Genomic DNA, 20,558 nt, shown 5'->3' on the forward strand with positions numbered 1-20,558 from the left:
AGCTGGACGCGCGGCTTCGCGCGCGCCGGAAGCTGGTTCCGGCGCGGCGCCACTTTCAAATTAGCTAGATAAATGAGTGTATTAGGATCGTAACTCGACCTTGACCGGGAACTTCTTGAGCAGCCGTTCAGCTGTTTCGGCCTTGTCCGCCGGCGCGCTCACACTCAGGTACAGCCCGCGGGACGGGTCGGTGATGGCCTCGACGCTGACCTCGCCGGACAAGCCTTCCCGAGCCAGCAGCTCGCGCGCGGCCTCGCCGGCGGCGATCTCGCGCAGCTTCGGCTTGAAGATCTTGCCGACCGGCGTGACCGGCATCTCGGGGATCACCGACACCACGCGCGGCCGCGCCGGCGGCTCCAGGATGTTGTCCTGCACGAAGGCGGCGAGCGCGTTCGGATCGATATGGGCGCCGGGCTGCGCCGAGACGAACAGCATCGGCACTTCGCCGGCATAGCTGTCGGGACGCCCGACGGCCGCGGCCAGCGCCACGCCCGGAAACGCCAACGCGGCATCCTCGATCGCCCGCGGGTCGATGTTGTGGCCGCCCCGGATGATGACGTCCTTGGCGCGGCCCAGGATGTAGACGAAGCCGTCGGCGTCGATCCGGCAAATGTCACCGGTGCGCAGCCAGCCGTCGCGGAACGCCTCTTCGGTCTGCTTCTTGTCGACGTAGCCGGCGAACACCTGCGGACCTCTGGTCAGGAGCTCGCCGACCGGCGAGGGCCACGGCCCGGTGTTGAGCTTGCCGCCGTCAAGGATCGCCAGCTCGACCAGCGGATTGCGCGTGCCGACGCTCTCGGCGCGCGGCTTGATGCCGTGCACGTCATGGGTGATGGCGCCGGCGAGCTCGGTCATGCCGTAGAGCTGCTGGATGCAGGAGCCGCCCCAGGTCGCAAGGTAGCGCCGTTCGATCTCCGGCGGGCAGATCGAGGCCCCGGTGGCGGTGACGCGCAGGGTCGAGATGTCGCTGTCCGCGACCGGGATGTCGGCCAGCGCCCCGAGCGTGGTCGGCACGTTGCCGGAGATGTTGACGCGGTACTTCTCGACGATCTTCCAGAAATGCGTGATCAGCGACGGATCGCGGGCGCCGGCCGGGCCGGGGATGAAAATCGTCGTGCCGGCGGAAAGGCAATTGGCCGTCGTGCAGAACAGGCCGCCGACATGGAACAGCGGCATCGTGATCATCGCGCGCTCGCCGCGATGGAAGTCGAGTGCCATTCGTGAGGACACGGTGGAGGCGACCATCGCGCGGTTGGTCAGCCGCGCCACCTTGGGATGACCTGTCGTGCCGCCGGTCGGCAGCATCACCGCGACCCGGTCGGCCTCGCTCATGTCCTTTGACTTGCCGTAGTCGTCGCGCCATGCAGGATCGGGCCGCAGCACCTCGCCATCGAACGCAATGCTGCCGTCGAGCGGCACGATCACGATGCGCTTGAGTGATGGCACCTCGCGCTGCAAGCCTTCGACCCGTTCATAGAGCCCGCCCGGCATGCCGGGCGACGGCGCCAGCAACAGCTTTGCCTTGATGGCGTTGAGCTGCGCGACGATCGCCTCGCGCGTGAACAGCAGATTGAGCGGCTCGGCGACACCGCAGGCGGCTGCGCCGAAGATCGCAACCACGGTCGCCGGGCACGCCGGCACCAGGACGGCGACCGCATCGTCCTTTCCGATGCCCTGGCCGCGGAAATAGGTTTCGGCCGCCTTGATGCAGCCCATCAAATGATCGTTCGAGATCACGACCGGATTAGGATCGAGCGGCGAACGCAGATAGATCGCGGCTTCGGCGTCCGGCGCGCCCTGCGGGCCGCGGGCAATGAGATCGAGGATGCGCGGGCAGGCGGCGAGCGTCTCCCGCATCTCCTTGTCGCGCGCAGCCTCGTCGGCCGGCGAAAGCCTGTCCTTGAGCATATCCGTCCCCGTCCATTTTTGTTCGTTGGGACGGGGATTGTATCGAGCCGCACTTGCGGAACACAAGTGCGGCTTATCGACCGGCGTCAGCCGTGAACCACCGATTTGGCGATCATGCAGTGAATGCCTTTGGAGCCGTTGACGGTTTGCGTGACGCGCAGGTCGGCAGCCAGGCTGCACAGCGTATAGGCGTCCTCGCGCGACAGATTGCGCTTCTCGCCGAGCAGCACGATCATGTCGCGCAGCGCCCGCACCACGCACTGGTCGAGATCGGGATCCATCGCCATCGTCATGTAGTGGTTGGCGGTCTCGGCACGCGGATAGGTGAGCTTGAGGTCCTTGCGCAGGGTCAGGCGGAAGCGGCCGGTGAGCGCGGTCTCGATCGCGGTGACGCAGACCTCGCCGTCGCCCTGCACGCCATGGCCGTCGCCGCAGGAGAACAGCGCGCCCGGCACGAACACCGGCAGATACAGCTTGGCGCCGGCCCCGAGCTCCTTGTTGTCGAGATTGCCGCCCATCGCGCGCGGGATCAGCGAGGAGATGCGGCCCCAGGCCGGCGGCGGCGACACGCCCATCACGCCGAAGAACGGCTTCAGCGGCAGGTCGAGCCCCCACGGCATGCGGCCGACCATGCGCGCGCGATCGAGCGGGATGTTGAGGATGCGGGTCTCGTGGAAATCGTCGGGCAGGGTGCCGGACAGCGGCTTGATCAGATTGTAGCCCCAGTCCTGCCGGAGCTGGACGTCGAGTATATCGACCTCGAGCACGTCGCCGGGCTCGGCGCCGCGGACCGCGATCGGTCCGGTCAGGATGTGCCCGGGCACCATCCGCTCGCACTTCGCATGGATGTCGTCGAGCTCCGGAGGCACCACGAACTTGCCGCGGTCGGGCACCACGTCGAGGCCGCCGCTGACGGTCTCGATCGTCACCTCGTCGCCGCTCGCAATGGTCAGGACCGGTTTCAGCTTTGCTTCGAAGAAGCCCCAGTGGCAGGTTTCGGGACTGGACTTCAGATGATGATGGGTCATGTGACTGCTTTTTATTGCATTCCCGACAGCGTATGACGCTGTAGCAGAACTTCGCAGAGGCTTCCCTTGTTTTTTGTGCTCTCCAAGACGCTCGGCATCATGCTGTTGCCGATCAATCTCCTGATCGGTATCGGCGTGATCGGCGCCGTTCTGCTGCTGACGCGGTTTGCCCGGCTCGGCCGCAGGTTGATGGTCGGCTCGCTGCTGCTGCTCGCGATCTGCGGCTTCTCGCCGCTCGGCAACGTCCTGATCTCCATCCTGGAGCAGCGCTTCCCGCCATGGGACGCTTCGCGCGGCGCGCCGGACGGCATCATCGTGCTCGGCGGCTCGATCGATGCCGATCTGTCGGTAGCGCGCGGCACGCCGGTGGTGCGCACTGCGGCGGATCGCGTCATCGCGGCGGCGGCGCTCGCGCGCAGATATCCGAACGCGCGTCTCGTGTTCACCGGCGGCAGCGCGAACCTGATCTCGAATGACGCGCGCGAAGCCGACTACGCCGCCGAAATGTTCGAGAGCCTCGGCATTGCCAAATCGCGATGGATCATCGAGCGTCGCTCGCGCAACACGGTGGAGAACGCCGAATTCTCCAAGGCACTGGTCGATCCCAAGCCGGGTGAGCGCTGGCTGCTCGTGACGTCGGCCTATCATATGCCGCGGTCGGTCGGGCTGTTCCGCAAGGCGGGATTCAACGTCGAGGCCTATCCGGTCGACTGGCGTGTCGTCAATGTCGCGAGTTTCGCGACGCTCGCGGTCGAGGGGCTGTCGCGCACCGATCTCGGCACGCGGGAGTGGCTCGGGCTGGTTGCCTATCATCTGGCGGGCAAGACCGACGATTTGCTGCCGGGACCGGCCGCACGTTGACGCGCGACGAGCTTGTCGCTTCCCTCGGCCAATCCGGCTAACATCAAATCAACAGGCGGCGCCAAGCCGCCGATCACGGGAGTTTTTCGCTATGCAACAGCAGACACCGCCGGAACAGTTCGACCTCTCCGCAATCGTGGCCGACCTGAACAACCTGCTGCGGCTGAAGACCACGGTCATCGGCATCAAGATGTTCGCGCGCGTCGAGGAGATGGAGGCGATCCCGAAGATCCGCCGCCCGTCGGCGGTCCATACCACCGACCAGATCGTCAGCATGGCTTCGCGGCTCGGCTGGACCGTCGGCATCACCGGCGATGATCTGGTCGGCGCGCAATGCCGCGCGGTGATCGGGCTCGCGCCGCAGGACGAGAAGTGGCTTGCCGGCGAGAACTACGTCGGCGTCTGGCACGGCACGGCAGAGGACGCGCGCAAGCGCCAGGAGGCGCTCGACGTGGTGCCTTACGGCCGGTACCAGGCAATGGCGGTGAGCCCGCTGACCAGCGGACGTCTCAATCCGCCTGACATCTGCCTCGTCTATGCGACGCCGGGACAGATGATCATCCTGATCAACGGGCTGCAGTATACCGGCTACAAGAAGTTCGAGTGGGGCGTGGTCGGCGAAACCGCGTGCGCGGACTCGTGGGGCCGGGCGCTGAAGACCGGCGAGCCGAGCCTGTCGCTGCCGTGCTTCGCCGAGCGCCGCTATGGCGGCGTGCCCGACGAGGAGATGCTGATGGCGCTGCCGCCGGCCTATCTGGCGAAGGCGATCGCGGGGATGAAGCAACTCGCCAAGAACGGCTTGCGCTACCCGATCGCACCCTATGGCATCCAGGCCGACGTCCGCGCCGGCATGGGCGTGTCCTATGCGAAGAAATAGCGGCAAGAAATAGCAGCAGGAAATAGCAGCAGGAAATAGCAGCAGGAAATACTGGATTGCGTCGCCGCGCCCGCGATGACAAAAGGGGCGCCCATTTTGCTGCGCAGGGAGCCCGATCCATGTCCTCGTCGAAACTCGACATCGTCGTCTATGGCGCAACCGGCTTCACCGGCCAGCTCGTCGCCGAATATCTCGCGGCGCATTATCGCGACGGCAGCCTGAAATGGGCGATGGCCGGCCGCAGCAAGGACAAGCTCGCTTCGGTTCGTGATGCGATCGGCGCGCCTGCCGACACGCCGCTGATCGTCGCCGATGCCAGCGACGGCGCATCGCTGAAGGCGATGCTGGCGCAGACCAGGTCGGTGATCTCGACGGTCGGTCCGTATCAGCTCTATGGCAATGAGCTGATCGCCGCCTGCGTGGACAGCGGCACCGACTATTTCGATCTCTGCGGCGAGCCGGTCTGGATGCGGCAGATGATCGACAAGCATGAGGCCGCCGCAAAGGCCAGCGGCGCGCGGATCGTGTTCTCCTGCGGCTTCGATTCCGTGCCGTTCGAACTCGGCGCCTTCTTCGTCCAGGAAGAAGCCAAGCGGGTGTTCGGTGCGCCGGCGCAGCGCGTCAAGGGCCGGGTGCGCGACATGCGCGGCACGCTGTCCGGCGGCACCGCCGCGAGCGCCAAGGCTACCTTCGATGCGGTCGCCAAGGATTTGAGCCTGGTTGCGATCCTCAACAACCCGTTTGCATTGACGCCGGGCTTCGAGGGCCCAAAGCAGCCGCGCGGCAGCAAGCCGGCCTATGAGGACGACCTGCACTCATGGACCGCGCCGTTCATGATGGCGTTGATCAACACGCGCAACGTCCACCGCTCCAACATGCTGATGGGCTTTCCCTACGGCAAGGAGTTCGTCTACGACGAGATGGTCCTGACCGGTCCGGGCGAGAAGGGCGAAGCGATCGCCAAGCGGGTGATGGCGCTGAATTCCGAGAAGACCGGGCCGAGCGCGCCGAAGCCGGGCGAGGGGCCGTCGAAGGAAGAGCGCGAGAACGGCCGCTACGATCTGCTCTATCTCGCGGTGGCGCCCGACGGCCGCATGGTCCGTGCCGGCGTCAAGGGCGATCGCGATCCCGGCTACGGCTCGACCTCGAAGATGATCTCGGAATGCGCGATCTGCCTGTTGCGCGACGCGCCCGACGTCGCCGCCGGCTTCTGGACGCCGGGAGCGGCGATGCAGCACAAGCTGATCAAGCGCCTGGTCGATCACGCCGGGCTGACGTTCGAGGTCGAGAAGTAACTTCGCGTCCTCTTGTTCATCGCCCGGGCTCGACCGGGCGATCCAGTACGCCGAGGCCTCTCGGCTCGAGCACAGCGGTCTCTGGAATACTGGATCACCCGCATGCGCGGGTGATGACAGTCGAGACTACGCTGCCGCGCGCGGATTATAGGCATACATGAAGTCCATGCCCTTGGACGACACCGGCAGCAGCAGCTTTAGCAAATGATCGCGCAGCCAGGCGCCGGTCGGGCCGAACTCGCGCTTGCTGTTGCCGTTGCGGCGGGCGATCGCCACGATCTTCTCGGCGCGCGGGCGCCGCTCGTGCTCGAAGGCCTGGAACGTCAGGCCGAGCTCCTGGCCGTCGCGCATCAGCATGCCGAGCCGCAGCGCATCCTCCAGCGCGAGCGACGCGCCCTGGCCGGCGTGCGGGCTGGTGGCGTGCGCGGCATCGCCGATCAGCAGCGTGCGCTTGCGCGACCAGGTCGGCAGCGTCGCGACGTCGAGCGTGTCGGTCACCACGATGTTTTCGGCAGCCTCGATAATCTCGGGGATCGGCGCGTGCCATCCGGCGTGGAAATCGCGCAGATGCTGCCTGATCGCGTCCTGGCTCTGCAGCCGGTAGGCCGCCGCGGTCATGCCGTGCGACGGCTGCGTGCTCCACCACATCCCACCCGTGTCCGGATCGGGGCTGCACAGGCCGTAGCCGAAGAAGCCGCTTTGCCCGAAGGTCGTCTCCACTTTCTGACCGATCGAGAGACGCTCGAACATGGCCCGCGGCACGAAGCCGCCGAAGCCGATCAGCCCGGTGTCGAACGGCGTCGGGCCGTCGGGGATCACGTGCCGCCGCACCGCCGAATGCACGCCATCGGCGCCGATCACGAAATCGCCCTCGGCGGTGGTGCCGTCGTTGAAATAGGCGATGACCGGCTGGTCGCCGCGATCCTCGATCTTCACCAGCTTCTTCTCGAAGAACACCGAGACGTTGGAGGCCCAGGCCTTGTCGATCAGCGTCTCGTTCAAGGTCGCGCGGCACATGTTCACCGCGGGCTGGCCGAAGCGCTGCTGCATGTTCTGATTGAGCGACCCGAGCTTCTTGCCGGCCTGCGAGTAGAAATCGAACGACTCCGCGACCGAGCCGCTGCGGATCAGTTCGTCGGCGAGGCCGAGCTCCGCCAGCACATGCATGCCGTTCGGCGCGATCTGCAAGCCGCCGCCGATTCCAGTGGAGTAGGGCCATGCTTCATAGAGCTCGGCCTCGATGCCGGCGCGGGTCAAGAACATCGCGGTCACCGGACCTGCGATGCCGGCGCCGATGATCAGAGCTTTACGGGGACGTCTCGTCATGCCTTGCTCCATGCATCCGTGTGGGGCACGAAAGGTCAGTTGCTAATTATCTTAGTATATAAGATATTGGGCGAGTAAGATATAGGAGCAGCTTTGTCAAGCGGGAAGTCGCGCGCGGCGCTGATGCAGGAACTCGAGGAGGCGATGCGCCGGTCATCCGCGCAGGGCGTGATGTACGGCCAAGCCGTTGCAAACATGGCCGGAATTTCCAATTCCGACATGGAATGCATGGATATCCTGCACCTCGAAGGGCGGGTGACCGCGGGACGCCTCGCCGAAGTCACCGGGTTGACCACCGGCGCGATCACAGGCGTGGTCGATCGCTTGGAGAAGGCGGGTTACGTGCGCCGCGAGCGGGACGAGAGTGACCGTCGCAAGGTCTTCATCTCGGTGGTGGAGGAAAAGGCGGCGGAGATCGGCAAGTTCTACGTGCCGATGCAGGAGGCGATGCTCAAGCTCTGGAGCTGCTACACCGACGACGAACTGCGCCTGCTGCTGCGCTTCGCCAATGACGGCTACAAGGGCGTGCTGGAAGCGACCGGCGCATTGAAGGCGGTGATCGACATGCCGCCGGAGCAGCGCGCCGAGCTCAGGATGCCGCCGAAGTCTCGTCGCTGATGACGTCGGCCGGTGTCGCGCGGGTGCGCTCGGTGGCCGCGTACATGCCCCACATCGTGCCCAGCATCATCCAGAAATGCCGCCAGTGGTCGGTATCGATGATGAAGCTCTCGCCGGCGATGCCGAGGAATGCAGAGAAGATCGCGAGATAGTCGCGTTGCCACGGCACCCGCTTGTAGACGTAGCGGAAGCCGATGAACGCGCTGACGAACACCAGCGCCGGATAGCAGATGCCCGAGATCCAGCCCCCGGACATGAAGGCGTTGAGGAACGAATTGTGGGTGTCCTCGGGGAAGTAGGTGTGGAATTGCAGCGGCCCGATGCCGAACGGCAGCTCGAGCGCCATCTGGGCGCCGAGGATATGGCGGCCGAACCGGCCGAAGCGGCCCTCGTCGTAGCTTTGATCGAAGCTCGCGCGCTGCTTGAACATGTCGGCGACCGAACCGATCGACAGCAGCACCGCGACCAGCGCAACGGCCAGGATCGCGGCGATCAGGGTCATCACGATGATGCGCGAGCGCTGCGCCTGCGACCGGCTGGTGAACACCATCAGCGCCAGCATGAAGGCCGCGGTGACGATCAGGCCGCCCCAGGCGGCGCGCGAGAACGACAGCAGGATCGCAAGCGAGATGATGCCGAAGGCGATGGCGTTGCGGAATGCCTTGCCGAAGCGGTCGGAGACGACGCTTTGCAGCGTGAACAGCGCCGGCAGGATCAGAAACGCGCCGAGCACGTTCGGATCCTTGAAGGTGCCGCGGGCACGATCATACAGCGTCAGCAGATCATAGCCGCCGGGCACCAGATGGAAGTAGCCGGCGATGCCCGCGAGCGAGGCGATCATCGCGCCGACGATCAGGCCGCGGCGCAGCATGTCGAGCCGCGCTTCGGTATCCTCCGACATCACCATCGCGAAGAAGATGACGGTGACGGCCATGTACCAAGAGGTGAGGACCCAGTTCACCACCTCCGGCTTGTCGAGGAACGGCACTGCACCGATGCTGTAGCCGACATTGAGCACGATCAGCGTGAACAACAGCGGCATGAACACGAGTTGCATACGCAGGCCCGTGGCAAAAAACAGTACGCAGGCGGTCAGCGTGACGAGTTCATACGGGCTCGGCTCGATGAACACGATGGCGACCGACGCGCCGGCGAGCCACACCAGCGCCCGCTGCAGCGCCAGCACGCCTGACGGCGCCGATGTCGGCGAATGGGACGTCCCGGCTGTCGCCGCATAGGCCATCGGATACTCACGCAACGCAACAGGCACAAAACCTGACGCTCGTCCTTGCGAGGAGCGTCAGCGACGGCAAATAGTCTCAGTACGCGTTCTCGCTCTTGGTGAGCAGCGAGAACGGGGTCTTGAGCAGGATGTAGAGGTCGAACAGCACCGACCAGTTCTCGATGTAATAGAGGTCGTATTCGACGCGCTTCTGGATCTTCTCGTCGGTGTCGACCTCGCCGCGCCAGCCGTTGATCTGCGCCCAGCCGGTGATGCCGGGCTTGACGCGGTGGCGGGCGAAGTAGCCGTCGACGGCCTCGTCGAACAGGCGGTTTTCCAGCTTGCTCTGCACCGCATGCGGACGCGGACCGACCAGCGAGAGATTGCCCTTCAGCACGACGTTGAACAGCTGCGGCAATTCATCGAGCGAGGACTTGCGGATGAAGCGGCCGACGCGGGTGACGCGCGGATCGCCTTTGGTCACGACCTTGGAGGCGGTCGGATCGGCCTGGTGATGGTAGAGCGAGCGGAACTTGTAGACGTCGATCCGCTCGTTGTTGAAGCCGAAGCGCTTCTGGCGGAACAGCACTGGGCCGGGGCTGTCGAGCTTCACCGCAAGCGCCACCAGTCCGAGCACCGGCAGCGCCGCAAGCAGGGCCAGGCCGCCGACCACGCGGTCGAACAGCCATTTCAGCACCAGATCCCAGTCGGTGATCGGCGCCTCGAACACGTCAAGCGTCGGCACCTTGCCGATATAGGAATAGGAGCGGGGACGAAAGCGCAGCTTGTTGGTATGAGCCGACAGGCGGATGTCGACCGGCAGCACCCAGAGCTTCTTCAGCATCTCCAGGATGCGGGTCTCGGCCGAGATCGGCAGTGCGAACAGCACGAGGTCGACGCGGGTGCGGCGGGCGAATTCGACGATGTCGTCGACCTTGCCGAGCTTCGGCGAGCCGGCGCAGGTCTCCATCGCGCGGGCGTCATTGCGGTCGTCGAACACGCCGAGCACGTGGATGTCGGAATCATCGTCGGCATTGAGCGCCTCGATCAGCTTCTCGCCGTTCTGGTCGGCGCCGACGATGATGGTGCGGCGGTCGAGCCGGCCGTCATGTGCCCAGGCGCGCACCATCGAGCGCAGCGCCAGCCGTTCGGCGATCAGCACCGCGAGGCCCACGCAGAAGAACGACGACAGCCAGACCCGCGAGACCTCGCCGCCGAGCTTGACCAGGAAGGAGACCCCGATGAACAGCAGGAACACGAACGCCCATGACGAGATCATCCGCGTCATCTGGCGAAGCTGGCCGCGGAAGATCTGCACCTGGTAGATGTCCGCGGCCTGGAAGCAAACCACCGCCGCGGCCGACATGCCGAGGATCGAGGCGATATAGCCCCAATGGATGTCGCCGGCGAGCGGCCTGACGTAGGCAAAATAGAGCCCGACGCCGACCAGGCTGAGCAGCACGAAGTCGGCGAGGCGAACCACGCCGGCGATCACGACCGGCGAGTAGGCGCTGCGAACTTTCTGATTGGTAACGGCGAGCGCGGCCGGCGACAGGCGGCGGCGGCGTTCGACCTGCGGCTGAGCGGCCGTCGCGGACGCAGCGGCATCCAGCATCGAGCGTGCGTTAAACGGTTCCACGAGTCCACGTCCATTCCTGCGCGTGCAGATGGGCATCCGCGCGCAGCACCGAAATTCCCCTGGACGTGAGTTAAGGGGACAAATCGGAAGAAACGGTTACGTGTGTAAGAAATGGTTAACGTTTGGCAAATGCGTCGCGATAACCGGCCAGCACGCCCTCGACCATGGCGCTCTGCGAGAAATGTTCGGAAATCCGCTCGCGCAGTCGCTGCGCGCGTGCCGCGGTCGCCGTGGAATTGTCGAGCGCGGCCTTGATGGCGTCGGCCATCGCACCGGCATTGCTGGGCGCGAACAGCGCGTCGGTGTGCGTGTCGAAGATCTCCGGGATGCCGCCGACATTGGCGGCGATCATCGGAACACCGGCGGCGCCGGCCTCGATCACCACGTAAGGCATCGAATCGCCACGCGAGGGAACCACCAGAACGCTGCCCTTCGAGAAGCCGTAGCGCGCCTTGACGTGGCCGATGAAGCGAACGGCATCGGCAAGCGACAGCCGCTTCACCTGCTCCTTGAGCCGCTCGAACTCCTCGCCGTCGCCGCCGAGCGTCAGCGTCACCGGCTTGCCCTCGGCGCGCAGTTTCGCCACCGCATCGATCAGGAGGTCGGCGCCCTTGATGCGCCGGAATTCGCCGACATAGGCGACATCGGAGGCGTCGTCGGCCTTGGCGACCGGTTCGAATTCCTCCGACGTGACGCCGTTGAAGACGCAGCGGACGAGGCCTGAGGGCTTGCCCACGGTGCGCTGGTAGGTGTCGCGGGCAAACGCGCTCTCGAACAGGAACAGGTCGGTGCTGTTCATCAGCGTGCGCTCGAGCTGGCTGTAGAAGCGGCCCTTCCAGGTGTCGAGCGGATAGTGCAGCGAACCGCCGTGCGGTGTGTAGACCCGGATCACCTTGTCCGATCGCCGCCGCAGCCGGACATAGGCGCCCGCCTTGGCGCCATGACCATGCACGACATCGGGTTTCAGCTTCCGGATCAGGCCGGCGATATGCGCCCAGACCATGAAGTCGGCGAAGCGCGGCTCGCGGCGGATAGCCACCCGGTGGACACCGAGCTTGAGGCGCGGTTCGATCTCGGCGAGGACCGCGTCAGCCCGCGTGCCACCGGTCAGGCTGTCGGCGACGACGCCGACATGGTGGCCACGTTCGATCTGGCCGTTGGCGACATCGAGGATGTGGCGGATGATGCCACCGACCGGGGCACGGACGACGTGCAGGATGCGGAGCGGCCGTTCTTGATCTTGATCCTGTGCCATCGATCAGAACCAGCGTTCGCCGACGAAGACGGTGTCACCGGGCCCGATCGGCGTGCCCAGGGGAACGACGAAGCGGCCGGCGCCCGATGCGTCGGTATGGGTGAGGGTGACCTCGTCGCGCCTGGCGCGCGGCGAGAAGCCGCCGGCGATCGCCACTGCGCTCTCGACCGTCATGTTGGGCACGTAGGGATATTGGCCGGGCGCCTGAACTTCGCCGAGGATGAAGAATGGCCGGTAGGATTCGATCTCGACCGCCACCGAAGGCTCGCGGATGAAGCCGTTGCGCAGCCGTGCCGTGATCTCGGCGGCAAGCCCGCCAGGCGTCCGACCGCGTGCGGGCACCGAGCCGATCAGCGGCATGGTGATCGCGCCGGCTGCATCGATCGCATAGGAATTGGTCAGGCCTTCCTGGCCATAGACCACGACGCGAAGCCGGTCGCCCGGGCCGAGATTATAAGCCTCGCGCGCCGGCGCGGGGTCGGCATAGGCCACGGCCATTGGTGCAGGCGCGGCAAAGGCCGGCTGCCCATACGCCATCGAATCGATGGCCGGATCGCCGGCGACCGGCGACGTCCGGCCCATGCAGCCCGACAGCGCGAGCGCAGCAATCAGACAAACGAGGGGAGCGCGCAGGTCGCGCATGTGAGGAATCCCGCAACAATATCGGCGTCGATTAACGGCACTCATGGTTAACAAACGATGACGGAGCGGTGGTGGCCGCCGCATCCGGCAACTCCTCCGATTAACCCAGCAGCAACCTTAATGGACTGTAATCGCGGCCATTGAGATGGAATCGCGGCGTCCGCGGGAGTTCGTTATGCGTTTTGCATTCTGGCGTAGAGGCAAGGAAAAGGCCGCAGTGCAACGGGTGTTGCCGAAGTCTGCGCCGGTTGCCGCCGAGGCCGTTGCGAGGCCGGCTTCTTCGATGTCAGCTCCTGGCAAGCCGGCGCGTCCGCCGGAGGCGACGGATCTCGATCTGCATGTGCTTGGACGTGCGCTGGCGCGCAAGCGAAGCTGGATCATCGTGCCGACCGTGCTCGTGTTTGCGGTGTCGCTTGCCGCCGTCAACGTCGTGACGCCGCGCTACAAGTCGGAAGCGCGAATCCTGATCGACAATCGCGAGAATGCCTTCTTGCGCCCGAACGGCGAGCGCGACCTGGAGCGCACCTCGCTCGACGCCGAGGCGGTGACCAGCCAGGTGCAACTGCTGCTGTCGCGCGATCTTGCCCGCGATATCATCAAGAAGAACAAGCTCGCCGAGCGCCCCGAGTTCGATCCGGTGCTGCGAGGCTTTTCGCCGCTGAAGTCGCTGCTGGCGCTGTTCGGCATCGGCCGTGACCCGTTCAGCCTGACGCCGGAAGAACGGGTGCTCGATTCCTATTACGAGCGCTTCCAGGCCTATGCGGTCGACAAGTCGCGCGTCATGGTGATCGAATTCCAGTCGGAGGATCCCGAGCTTGCGGCGCGCGTCGCCAACTCGATTGCCGACGGATATCTGGTGTTGCAGCAGGCAGCGCGGCAGGACCAGGCCAAGTCCGCCAGCACCTGGCTGCTGGGCGAGATCGACAAGCTGCGCAGCAAGGTCGCGGACGCGGATTCGCGGGTCGAGGAATTCCGCTCCAAGTCGAGCCTGTTCGTCGGCACCAACAACATCCCGTTGTCAAACCAGCAGATGGGCGAGCTGAACACACAGCTCAACAATGCCCGTGCCCTGAAGGCGGACGCCGAGACCAAGGCGCGGCTGATCCGCGAGATGCTTCAGGGCGGCAAGCCGATCGAGGCCTCGGAAGTGCTCAATTCCGAGCTGATCCGCCGGCTCGCCGAGCAGCGCGGCACGCTGCGCGCGCAGCTCGCCGAGCAGTCGTCGACGCTGCTCGACAACCATCCGCGCATCAAGGAATTGAAGGCGCAGATCGCCGACCTCGACCGCCAATTGCGCGAGGAAGCCGGCAAGATTTCGCGCTCGCTGGACAACGATGCCCGCGTCGCCGATGCCCGCGTCCAGGCGCAGCAGGCGGGCCTGGACCAGTCGAAGAGGCAGGCGTCGTCGAGCAACAGCCAGGACGTCCAGCTCCGCGGGCTGGAGCGTGAAGCCAAGGCGCAGCGCGATCTGCTGGAAGCCTATCTCGCCAAATATCGCGAGGCGACCGCGCGCGAGAACATCGAGGCGGCGCCGACCGACGGCCGCATCATCTCCCGCGCCACGGTCTCGAACACGCCGGCCTATCCGAAGAAGCTGCCGATCGTGCTGATCGCGACGCTGGCGACGCTGCTTCTGTCGGCGGGCATCATCATCACCGGCGAGCTGCTGCGCATCTCCGCTCCGGGCGCGGTGGGCCGTGCCTTCGCACCGGCGGCCGCCGTGATCCGGCGCCGCGAGCCGGTCATGGAGACAGCAACTGTCGACGAGCCGACGCTGACGCTGCCGCCCGAACCCGAGATCGCGTCTCCGCTCGCACCGGGCCTGTCGCCCCAGCCTGATCTGAGGCCCGAACCCGCAGTTGCATTTGAACCGGCCATCAGCGATCCGCAGCCCGCGCCTACCCGGACGGCCAATGAGATCGATGAGCTGGCCGAACGTCTGGTCGCGGCCGGCCCCGCTGCCCACAAGGTTACGGTGCTCGGCCCGGCTGCCGGCGAGAGCGTCACGCTGACCGCGCTGACGCTCGCCCGTCTGATGGCGCGTCAGGCCAAGGTCGTGGTGGTCGATCTCGTCGCGTCGTCGCCCGCGTTGACGGCGGCAACCGTCGATCCCGGCGCGCCCGGCCTTGCCGAGTTGATGCAGGGTGAGGCGACGTTCGCACAGATCATCACCAAGGACCGGCAGTCGCGGGTTCAGATCGTCAGCGCCGGGCGTCCGGGCTTCGATCGCGCGCATCTGCAATCGCCGCGGCTGGCGCTCGCGATCGACGCGCTGCTCCGGGTCTACGACCATGTGCTGCTCGACGCCGGCACGGCCGTCGACCTGCCGGCCGAGCTGCTGACCGCAAAGGCGCAAGCGGTCGTCGTGCCCGACGCCGGAATGACGCAGGATGCCCGCCGCTCGATGGTCGATCAGCTCAGGGCCGTCGGCTTCTCCGAGGTGACGATGCTGAGCAAGCCCTGCGCGCCGTCGGAAACGGTCGTGGCGGGGCCGCGCGTCGTGGCGGCCTGAACCTCGTCTCAGGAGTGCGATGAAATTCATCGCGCTCCGGCCCTTTATTTTCGAATGATCGTTTCGGAAAACCGCTTCACGCTTTCCGGATCATGCGCTAGTGCGCCAGCATCGGCTCGCGCGCTGCCCGCTCGAGCACCGGATCGATCCGCAGCCTGATCGTGACGAGGGCGCCGATCAATCCGACGACCGCGAGCAGCAGCAGGCCTGCGGTGAATCCACCGGTCAGGTCCTTCAGATAGCCCATCGCGAACGGGCCGGCGAAGCCCGACAGATTGCCGAGCGAGTTGATCGCGGCAATGCCGGCCGCGGCCGACGCACCGTTCAGGATGCTGGCCGGCATCGGCCAGAACATCGGCGGCACCGCCGAAACGCCGATCTGCGCGATGCAGAGCAGGCCGATGATCAGCACGGGACTGGAGACCAGTCCGGCGAGGCCAATGCCGACGGCGGCGAGCACGAGTGCGCCGGCGACATGGAAGCGCCGCTCACCGGTCTTGTCGGAATGGCGGCCGAGCAACACCATGCCGACGGCGCCGAACACGAAGGGCAGCGCCGCGATGAATCCGGTCTGGGTGTCGGTGACGCCAAACGCCTTGATGATGGTGGGCAGGAAGAACGCGACGCCGTAGCTTGCGGCGTTGAGGCAGAAGTAGACCAGGGCGCAGGCGAGCACGCGCGAGTCGGTAAGCGATTGCATGACCGAGATGTGCTCCACGGCTTCCTTCTTCTGCCGCTCGGTCTCAAGGGTGTTCTGCACCCATTTGATCTCGTCGGGTTGCAGCCAGCTCGCCTGACGCGGGAAGTCCGGCAGCATCGCCAGGACGGCAAAGCCGACCAGGACCGACGGCAGCGCTTCGCAGATGAACAGCCACTGCCACCCGGTCAGACCGCCGCCGGACAGGTTGAGCAGCAGGCCCGAGATCGGCGCCCCGATGATGCTCGAGATCGGGATCGCGAGCATGAACAGGCTGATGACGCGGGCCCGATAGATCGTCGGGAACCAGAGCGTCAGATAGAAGATGATGCCGGGGAAGAAGCCGGCCTCGCAGGCGCCGAGCAGCAGGCGAAGGAAGTAGAAGATCCACTCGCTCGAGAGGCCGCTCGCCGCGGACATCTGCGGGATGAACGCAAATGCCGCCGAGACGATGCCCCAGCTGATCATGATGCGGGCGATCCAGCGCCGTGCGCCAAACCGCTCCAGAAGGATGTTGGAAGGCACTTCGAAGAAGAAGTAGCCGACGAAGAACAGGCCGGCGCCGAGCCCGTAGGCGGCTTCGCTGAGGCCAAGCGCCGTGTTCATGTGCAGCTTGGCGAAGCCGACATTGACGCGATCGAGATACGCCACGAAGTAACACAGGATGAGGAACGGAATCAGCCGCCGCATCATCTTTCCGACTGCGCGCTTCTCGACATCGTCGCTCATCGTTCCCATCCCTTCCGGTTTTTCGATTCGGCGCACGGTCATCGCGCTGTCCGGGCGGCACCTTCGTGCAGCCGCAGCGGTCCGTCGCCTTGCCCTTGCAAGTATTGGATTCATTGTTGTGTAATCGACCGCCGCGTGACTAATGGCATTTGGGAATGGAGCCACGGCGAAACTGTCATGATGCACCGCGGTATGAACGCGGGAACCCTGGAGCGTTTTCCAGCGAAGTGGATGCCGGTTCGCGGCAGGAAAACGGGTCAAATAGAGTCAAGAGCCAGGATGGTGGCGGGCCGTGATCAATAATCTGAAATTGCGCCAGTTGCGCCTGCTGGTCGCGCTCGACAGCGAGCGCAAGCTGCAGCTGGCCGCCGAGCGGCTCAACATCACCCAGTCGGCGGCATCCAAGATGCTGGCCGAGATCGAGGCGGTGGCGCGGGTTCCGTTGTTCGAGCGGACGGCGCGTGGCGTCGAGCCGACCGCCTATGGCTCGATCCTGATCCGCGGCGGCAGGAGCGTGCTGGCCGACCTCGACCGGGTCACCAATGAATTCGCGGGTTACCGGTCGGGCGAACTCGGCACGGTCTCGGTCGGAACGGTCGCCAAGCCCAGCATCGACCTCGTCGTCGACGTCATGCAGTACCTCGGCGAGAAGCTGCATCGCGTGAACATTTCACTCGATGTCAGCACCAGCCCGCCGCTGGTGGCGCGGCTGCTCGCGCTGGAGCTCGATTTCGTCGTTGCGCGAATACCCGCCGGCGTCGATCCCGGACAGTTCGACTATCACGAGATCGGCGCCGAGCAGGCCGGCCTGCTGGTTCGCGCCGAGCATCCGTTGGCCGCGCTCGACAGCGTCAATCTGGAAGACACGGTCGACCTGCAATGGATTTGCCAGCCGCGGGAATCCTTCATGCGCCAGGCGCTCGAGCGGCTGTTCTACAGCCGGGGCATTGCGCCGCCGCAGCGCATGATCAACACCGAATCCTTCTCCGCCTCGATCGGAATTGCCGCAGGCATCGACGCGATCGTGCCGGTACCCCTGCTGATCTTCGATCTGCTCGATCCGCAGCGCTTCAAGATGCTGCGCATCCGCGACCAGCTGATGCTTGAGAGTTACGGGCTGATCAAGCTGCGCAAGCGCGCGCTGTCGCCGGCCGCGATGCTGGTGTTCGATGCGATGATGCGGCTTGGCGTCGAGAGCGGACGGCAGCCGTCCGACAGCGCCGTCTAGCGTCGCCGCGGGCGTTCTCAGCGGAACATGCTGCGCAGGTTCTGCGCGATCTCGAACAGCGCCGGATTTTGCTTCACGGCGCGCTTGGCGCGGCTGATGGCCGCCAGCGCGCTTGCCGCCGGCTTGCCGCGCAGGCTGAGCGGAACGAAGCTGTCGACGATCGCCTCGTTGTCCTTGCAGAACAGCCGCTTGTACTCGTCCGAGCCGATGCCGAGGTCAAGGGCGCGGTAGTTCAGGCCGGCATGACGATCAATGATGTCGCGCATCAGGATCAGGCCGGGGCTGAACTTGGAATTGGCCGACATCGTGTAGGTGTTGAACATCATCGAGAACCGATGCCCGTCGGAGACGCCGGCGTAGATCGCAATCACTTCCTCGTCGCACTCCAGCGCGTGGATGTCGATCGCGTAGCCCTGGCCGTCGGCGCGCGGTGCGAGGCAAGCGCTGCGAATGAACTGCTCGACACCCGGCTCGGCGAACACGTCGGGCAATTTCTGCTCGGCCATGCGTTGCGGCTTGACGCGGAAGAACCAATCTAGGAGGCGGCAGACGTCGGCACTGTCGGCGGCGACATGATAGCGGTAGCCGGGCAGCGCCTGCAGCTTGCGCTCCTTGCCCTTGAGGCGGCGGCGGAACGAATTGCTGATCAGTGCCGCGGGAGCGGCGCCGGGCTCGATCATCAGCAGCGGACACTCGTTCACCGCAGCCTGGTGCGGCAGCAACGCCAGCGGATTGGGCTGGTCCTGCCAGCGCAGCGGCTGCTGGCACAGCACAAGCGCATCGACGCGGGACCGCTCGGCAATCGAGCTCATCAACGCCGTGATGTCGGCATCGGTTGCGTTGGCGGCGAAGTCCTTGTCGTACAGCGCCATGTTGAAGGTCGCATGCTTGCCGCCCATGAAGCTCGCGCAGCTCGCACCGAGGCGCTGCTCGACGGCGAGCGGCAACAGCAGCAGCGGACGGCGTTCGCTGTCATGGGCCACGACGATGAAGGGCCGCAGGCCCTCGCGCTCGCCGACCTGGCGCTGCCAGTTGGCGAGGAAATCGAAGCGCTGATAGGGCGTGTAGCTGTGTTGCGGTGTCTCGAGACTGCGCCAGGTCGCCTCGGCGGCCGCGAGATCATGAAAGATGTCGACGCCGGCAACGCGGATTGCGTTCGGCCATGGTCGCGTCCCCGCCGTCTGGCCTTCAACTGCCGCCGCCATGATCATCTCGGAACCCAAATTTCTTAAGGTATTAATTTACAGGTCTCGGCCGCGGCCGACCTTCGCAGGGAAATGTCAACAAAGAGTAATAACAATGCTCCGGCGGTGGGTGGGAACCGTCGGGCAGAGGCGGGGATCTTGGCGCCGGACAACAGGATTTTGCGGCGAGCCCGGATGGAGCTCGCCTATTTCAGCGGCGCCTTCCGTTTGCGGGAGCATGAGGCAGGGGGCGCCGGGGTGATCCTGCGCTTCGCGCGCGTCCGCCCCGCGCACCGCGCCCGGTTCCAGCCGCTGAAATCCCAGGAGATCACGCCTGCCTTCCTCGATCGCACCATTCGTGCGCTGAAGCGCTGGAAGTACGATATCGTTGGGATCGACGAGGCCTGCCGCCGCGCGGTGACGCTGCCGGAGCGCCGGCGCTTTGTCTGCCTGAGCTTCGACGGCGCCAGCAAGGACATCGTCACGCATGGCTATCCCGTGCTCGCCAGGCACCGCGTGCCCTTCACCCTCTATCTGCCGACAGCCTTCCCGGACGGCGTGGGCACGGCGTGGTGGCTGGTGCTCGAGGACATCATCGGGCGCGAGAGCCGCATCAGCCTGATGATCGATGGCAAGGAACGGCACTTCACGGTCTCGGGTCTGTCGGACAAATACGAGCTGTTCGATTTCCTGTCCGGCTGGCTGCGCAAGCTGTCGCCGCCCGATCTGGCCTATGCGGTGAATGATCTTGGCCGGCGCTATTCGGCCGATGCGGCGCAATTGTCGCGCAACGCGTCGCTCGACTGGACGGATCTGGCGAAGCTTGCGGCTGATCCGCACGTGACGTTCGGCAGCGCGACGGTGAACTATTCCGCCCTGTCGAGCCTGAAGGATGCCGACGCGCAGCGCGAGATGACGATGGGAAAGGCGGTCGCCGAGAGCGCGCTGCGGCGGCCGGTCAAGCATTTCGCATTCCCCTTCGGGGACCGTGACGCGTTCAGCCGTCCGCACGTCATGATGGCCGAGGAGGCCGGCTTTGCCAGCGCGGTGTCGACCATATCAGGGGTGGTCGAGGCACAGGGGCGCACCAATCTCTACGCGCTGCCGCGCGTCGCATGGGACGGCCGCGTGCGCTCCTTGCGGATGATGCGCGTGCTGCTCTCGGGCGTGATGTTTCCGCCGGTGCGTCCGACCCGGCATGGGCGCGACGAGGGCGCGACCTAGGCGCGGTCGGGTCGCGACATCCAGGACACGATCGGCATCGCCGGCAGCACCCAGCCGAGGCCCGCGACGACGTAGAAGATCGCCTGGAGCAGCCCCGAATTGGCGAGCCACGGGGTCTGGGCCACCGTCATGCCAAGCAGCGACCACACCACGACCAGGATCAGCAGGAAGATGGTTCCGAGCAGTTTGCGGGTGCGTATGGCCATGGCGGATATGTATGACTCGTGATCCAGAGCGTTTTCGACCAAAGCGGACACCGGTTCGCGCAAGAAAACGCGTCAAAACAAAGATTGCTGAGGTCTCGTTCAGACCG

The 20,558-nt window shown here is 65.5% G+C and carries 17 protein-coding genes; 7 read left to right on the forward strand and 10 right to left on the reverse strand.

Annotated features, from left to right (window positions below):
* Window positions 1-81 precede the first annotated feature (81 nt).
* Together CO675_RS19280 and CO675_RS19285 are read right to left on the reverse strand one after the other, a co-directional pair.
* Complete coding sequence (locus CO675_RS19280; RefSeq protein WP_097673474.1) at window positions 82-1,908, reverse strand: AMP-binding protein; 1,827 nt, start codon at window positions 1,906-1,908, stop codon at window positions 82-84.
* A gap of 86 nt (window positions 1,909-1,994) precedes the next feature.
* Window positions 1,995-2,936: an acetamidase/formamidase family protein gene (locus CO675_RS19285; RefSeq protein ID WP_097673475.1), complete on the reverse strand. Its 942-nt coding sequence runs from the start codon at window positions 2,934-2,936 to the stop codon at window positions 1,995-1,997.
* 66 nt (window positions 2,937-3,002) lie between these two features.
* Between CO675_RS19285 and CO675_RS19290 the strand changes: the two genes are divergently transcribed.
* The 3 genes from CO675_RS19290 to CO675_RS19300 all read left to right on the forward strand — a co-directional run bounded on the left by CO675_RS19290 (window position 3,003) and on the right by CO675_RS19300 (window position 5,969).
* A complete protein-coding gene (locus tag CO675_RS19290; protein ID WP_097673476.1) occupies window positions 3,003-3,797 on the forward strand; it encodes a YdcF family protein in 795 nt (264 codons plus the stop codon).
* Between the two features lie 91 nt (window positions 3,798-3,888).
* Window positions 3,889-4,674 carry a DUF169 domain-containing protein gene (locus CO675_RS19295; RefSeq protein ID WP_097673477.1) on the forward strand — a complete coding sequence of 262 codons (786 nt, stop codon included), beginning with the start codon at window positions 3,889-3,891 and terminating at the stop codon, window positions 4,672-4,674.
* 119 nt (window positions 4,675-4,793) lie between these two features.
* Complete coding sequence (locus CO675_RS19300; protein ID WP_097673478.1) at window positions 4,794-5,969, forward strand: saccharopine dehydrogenase family protein; 1,176 nt, start codon at window positions 4,794-4,796, stop codon at window positions 5,967-5,969.
* Between the two features lie 126 nt (window positions 5,970-6,095).
* Here the strand turns inward: CO675_RS19300 and CO675_RS19305 are convergent, their stop codons facing one another.
* Complete coding sequence (locus CO675_RS19305; protein ID WP_097673637.1) at window positions 6,096-7,295, reverse strand: FAD-dependent monooxygenase; 1,200 nt, start codon at window positions 7,293-7,295, stop codon at window positions 6,096-6,098.
* Between the two features lie 123 nt (window positions 7,296-7,418).
* Between CO675_RS19305 and CO675_RS19310 the strand changes: the two genes are divergently transcribed.
* Window positions 7,419-7,913, forward strand: coding sequence for a MarR family transcriptional regulator (locus tag CO675_RS19310; RefSeq protein WP_198964667.1), 495 nt, complete (start codon window positions 7,419-7,421; stop codon window positions 7,911-7,913).
* Here CO675_RS19310 and CO675_RS19315 read toward each other — a convergent pair.
* From CO675_RS19315 to CO675_RS19330, 4 genes are all read right to left on the reverse strand, one after another.
* Complete coding sequence (locus CO675_RS19315) at window positions 7,885-9,156, reverse strand: O-antigen ligase family protein (RefSeq protein WP_097673480.1); 1,272 nt, start codon at window positions 9,154-9,156, stop codon at window positions 7,885-7,887. The two genes, CO675_RS19310 and CO675_RS19315, sit on opposite strands and share 29 nt — an antisense overlap.
* A 76-nt stretch (window positions 9,157-9,232) precedes the next feature.
* Window positions 9,233-10,774: an undecaprenyl-phosphate glucose phosphotransferase gene (locus tag CO675_RS19320; protein ID WP_097673481.1), complete on the reverse strand. Its 1,542-nt coding sequence runs from the start codon at window positions 10,772-10,774 to the stop codon at window positions 9,233-9,235.
* 115 nt (window positions 10,775-10,889) lie between these two features.
* Entirely contained in the window at window positions 10,890-12,029 is a 1,140-nt protein-coding gene (locus tag CO675_RS19325; RefSeq protein ID WP_097673482.1) for a glycosyltransferase family 4 protein, read from the reverse strand.
* A 3-nt stretch (window positions 12,030-12,032) separates the two neighbouring features.
* Window positions 12,033-12,671: a polysaccharide biosynthesis/export family protein gene (locus tag CO675_RS19330; RefSeq protein WP_097673483.1), complete on the reverse strand. Its 639-nt coding sequence runs from the start codon at window positions 12,669-12,671 to the stop codon at window positions 12,033-12,035.
* A 175-nt stretch (window positions 12,672-12,846) separates the two neighbouring features.
* On the opposite strand from CO675_RS19330, the gene CO675_RS19335 reads away from it, so the two are divergent.
* Window positions 12,847-15,183 (forward strand): GumC family protein, encoded by a 2,337-nt coding sequence (locus CO675_RS19335; protein WP_097673484.1) that lies wholly within the window; start codon window positions 12,847-12,849, stop codon window positions 15,181-15,183.
* A gap of 97 nt (window positions 15,184-15,280) precedes the next feature.
* On the opposite strand, the gene CO675_RS19340 is transcribed toward CO675_RS19335, so the two are convergent.
* Window positions 15,281-16,618: an MFS transporter gene (locus CO675_RS19340; protein ID WP_097673485.1), complete on the reverse strand. Its 1,338-nt coding sequence runs from the start codon at window positions 16,616-16,618 to the stop codon at window positions 15,281-15,283.
* Between the two features lie 283 nt (window positions 16,619-16,901).
* On the opposite strand from CO675_RS19340, the gene CO675_RS19345 reads away from it, so the two are divergent.
* Window positions 16,902-17,837, forward strand: a complete 936-nt coding sequence (locus tag CO675_RS19345; RefSeq protein WP_097673486.1) for a LysR family transcriptional regulator — start codon at window positions 16,902-16,904, stop codon at window positions 17,835-17,837.
* A gap of 17 nt (window positions 17,838-17,854) precedes the next feature.
* Here CO675_RS19345 and CO675_RS19350 read toward each other — a convergent pair whose 3' ends face one another.
* Window positions 17,855-19,048: a GNAT family N-acetyltransferase gene (locus CO675_RS19350; RefSeq protein ID WP_097673487.1), complete on the reverse strand. Its 1,194-nt coding sequence runs from the start codon at window positions 19,046-19,048 to the stop codon at window positions 17,855-17,857.
* 168 nt (window positions 19,049-19,216) lie between these two features.
* Here CO675_RS19350 and CO675_RS19355 point away from each other — a divergent pair, with 168 nt between their 5' ends.
* A complete protein-coding gene (locus CO675_RS19355) occupies window positions 19,217-20,245 on the forward strand; it encodes a polysaccharide deacetylase family protein (protein WP_097673488.1) in 1,029 nt (342 codons plus the stop codon).
* Here the strand turns inward: CO675_RS19355 and CO675_RS19360 are convergent.
* Window positions 20,242-20,451 (reverse strand): DUF2842 domain-containing protein, encoded by a 210-nt coding sequence (locus CO675_RS19360; protein WP_076857838.1) that lies wholly within the window; start codon window positions 20,449-20,451, stop codon window positions 20,242-20,244. The genes CO675_RS19355 and CO675_RS19360 overlap by 4 nt on opposite strands.
* Window positions 20,452-20,558 lie beyond the last annotated feature (107 nt).

It is taken from the genome of Bradyrhizobium sp. C9, assembly GCF_002532045.1.
Classification (GTDB): domain Bacteria; phylum Pseudomonadota; class Alphaproteobacteria; order Rhizobiales; family Xanthobacteraceae; genus Bradyrhizobium.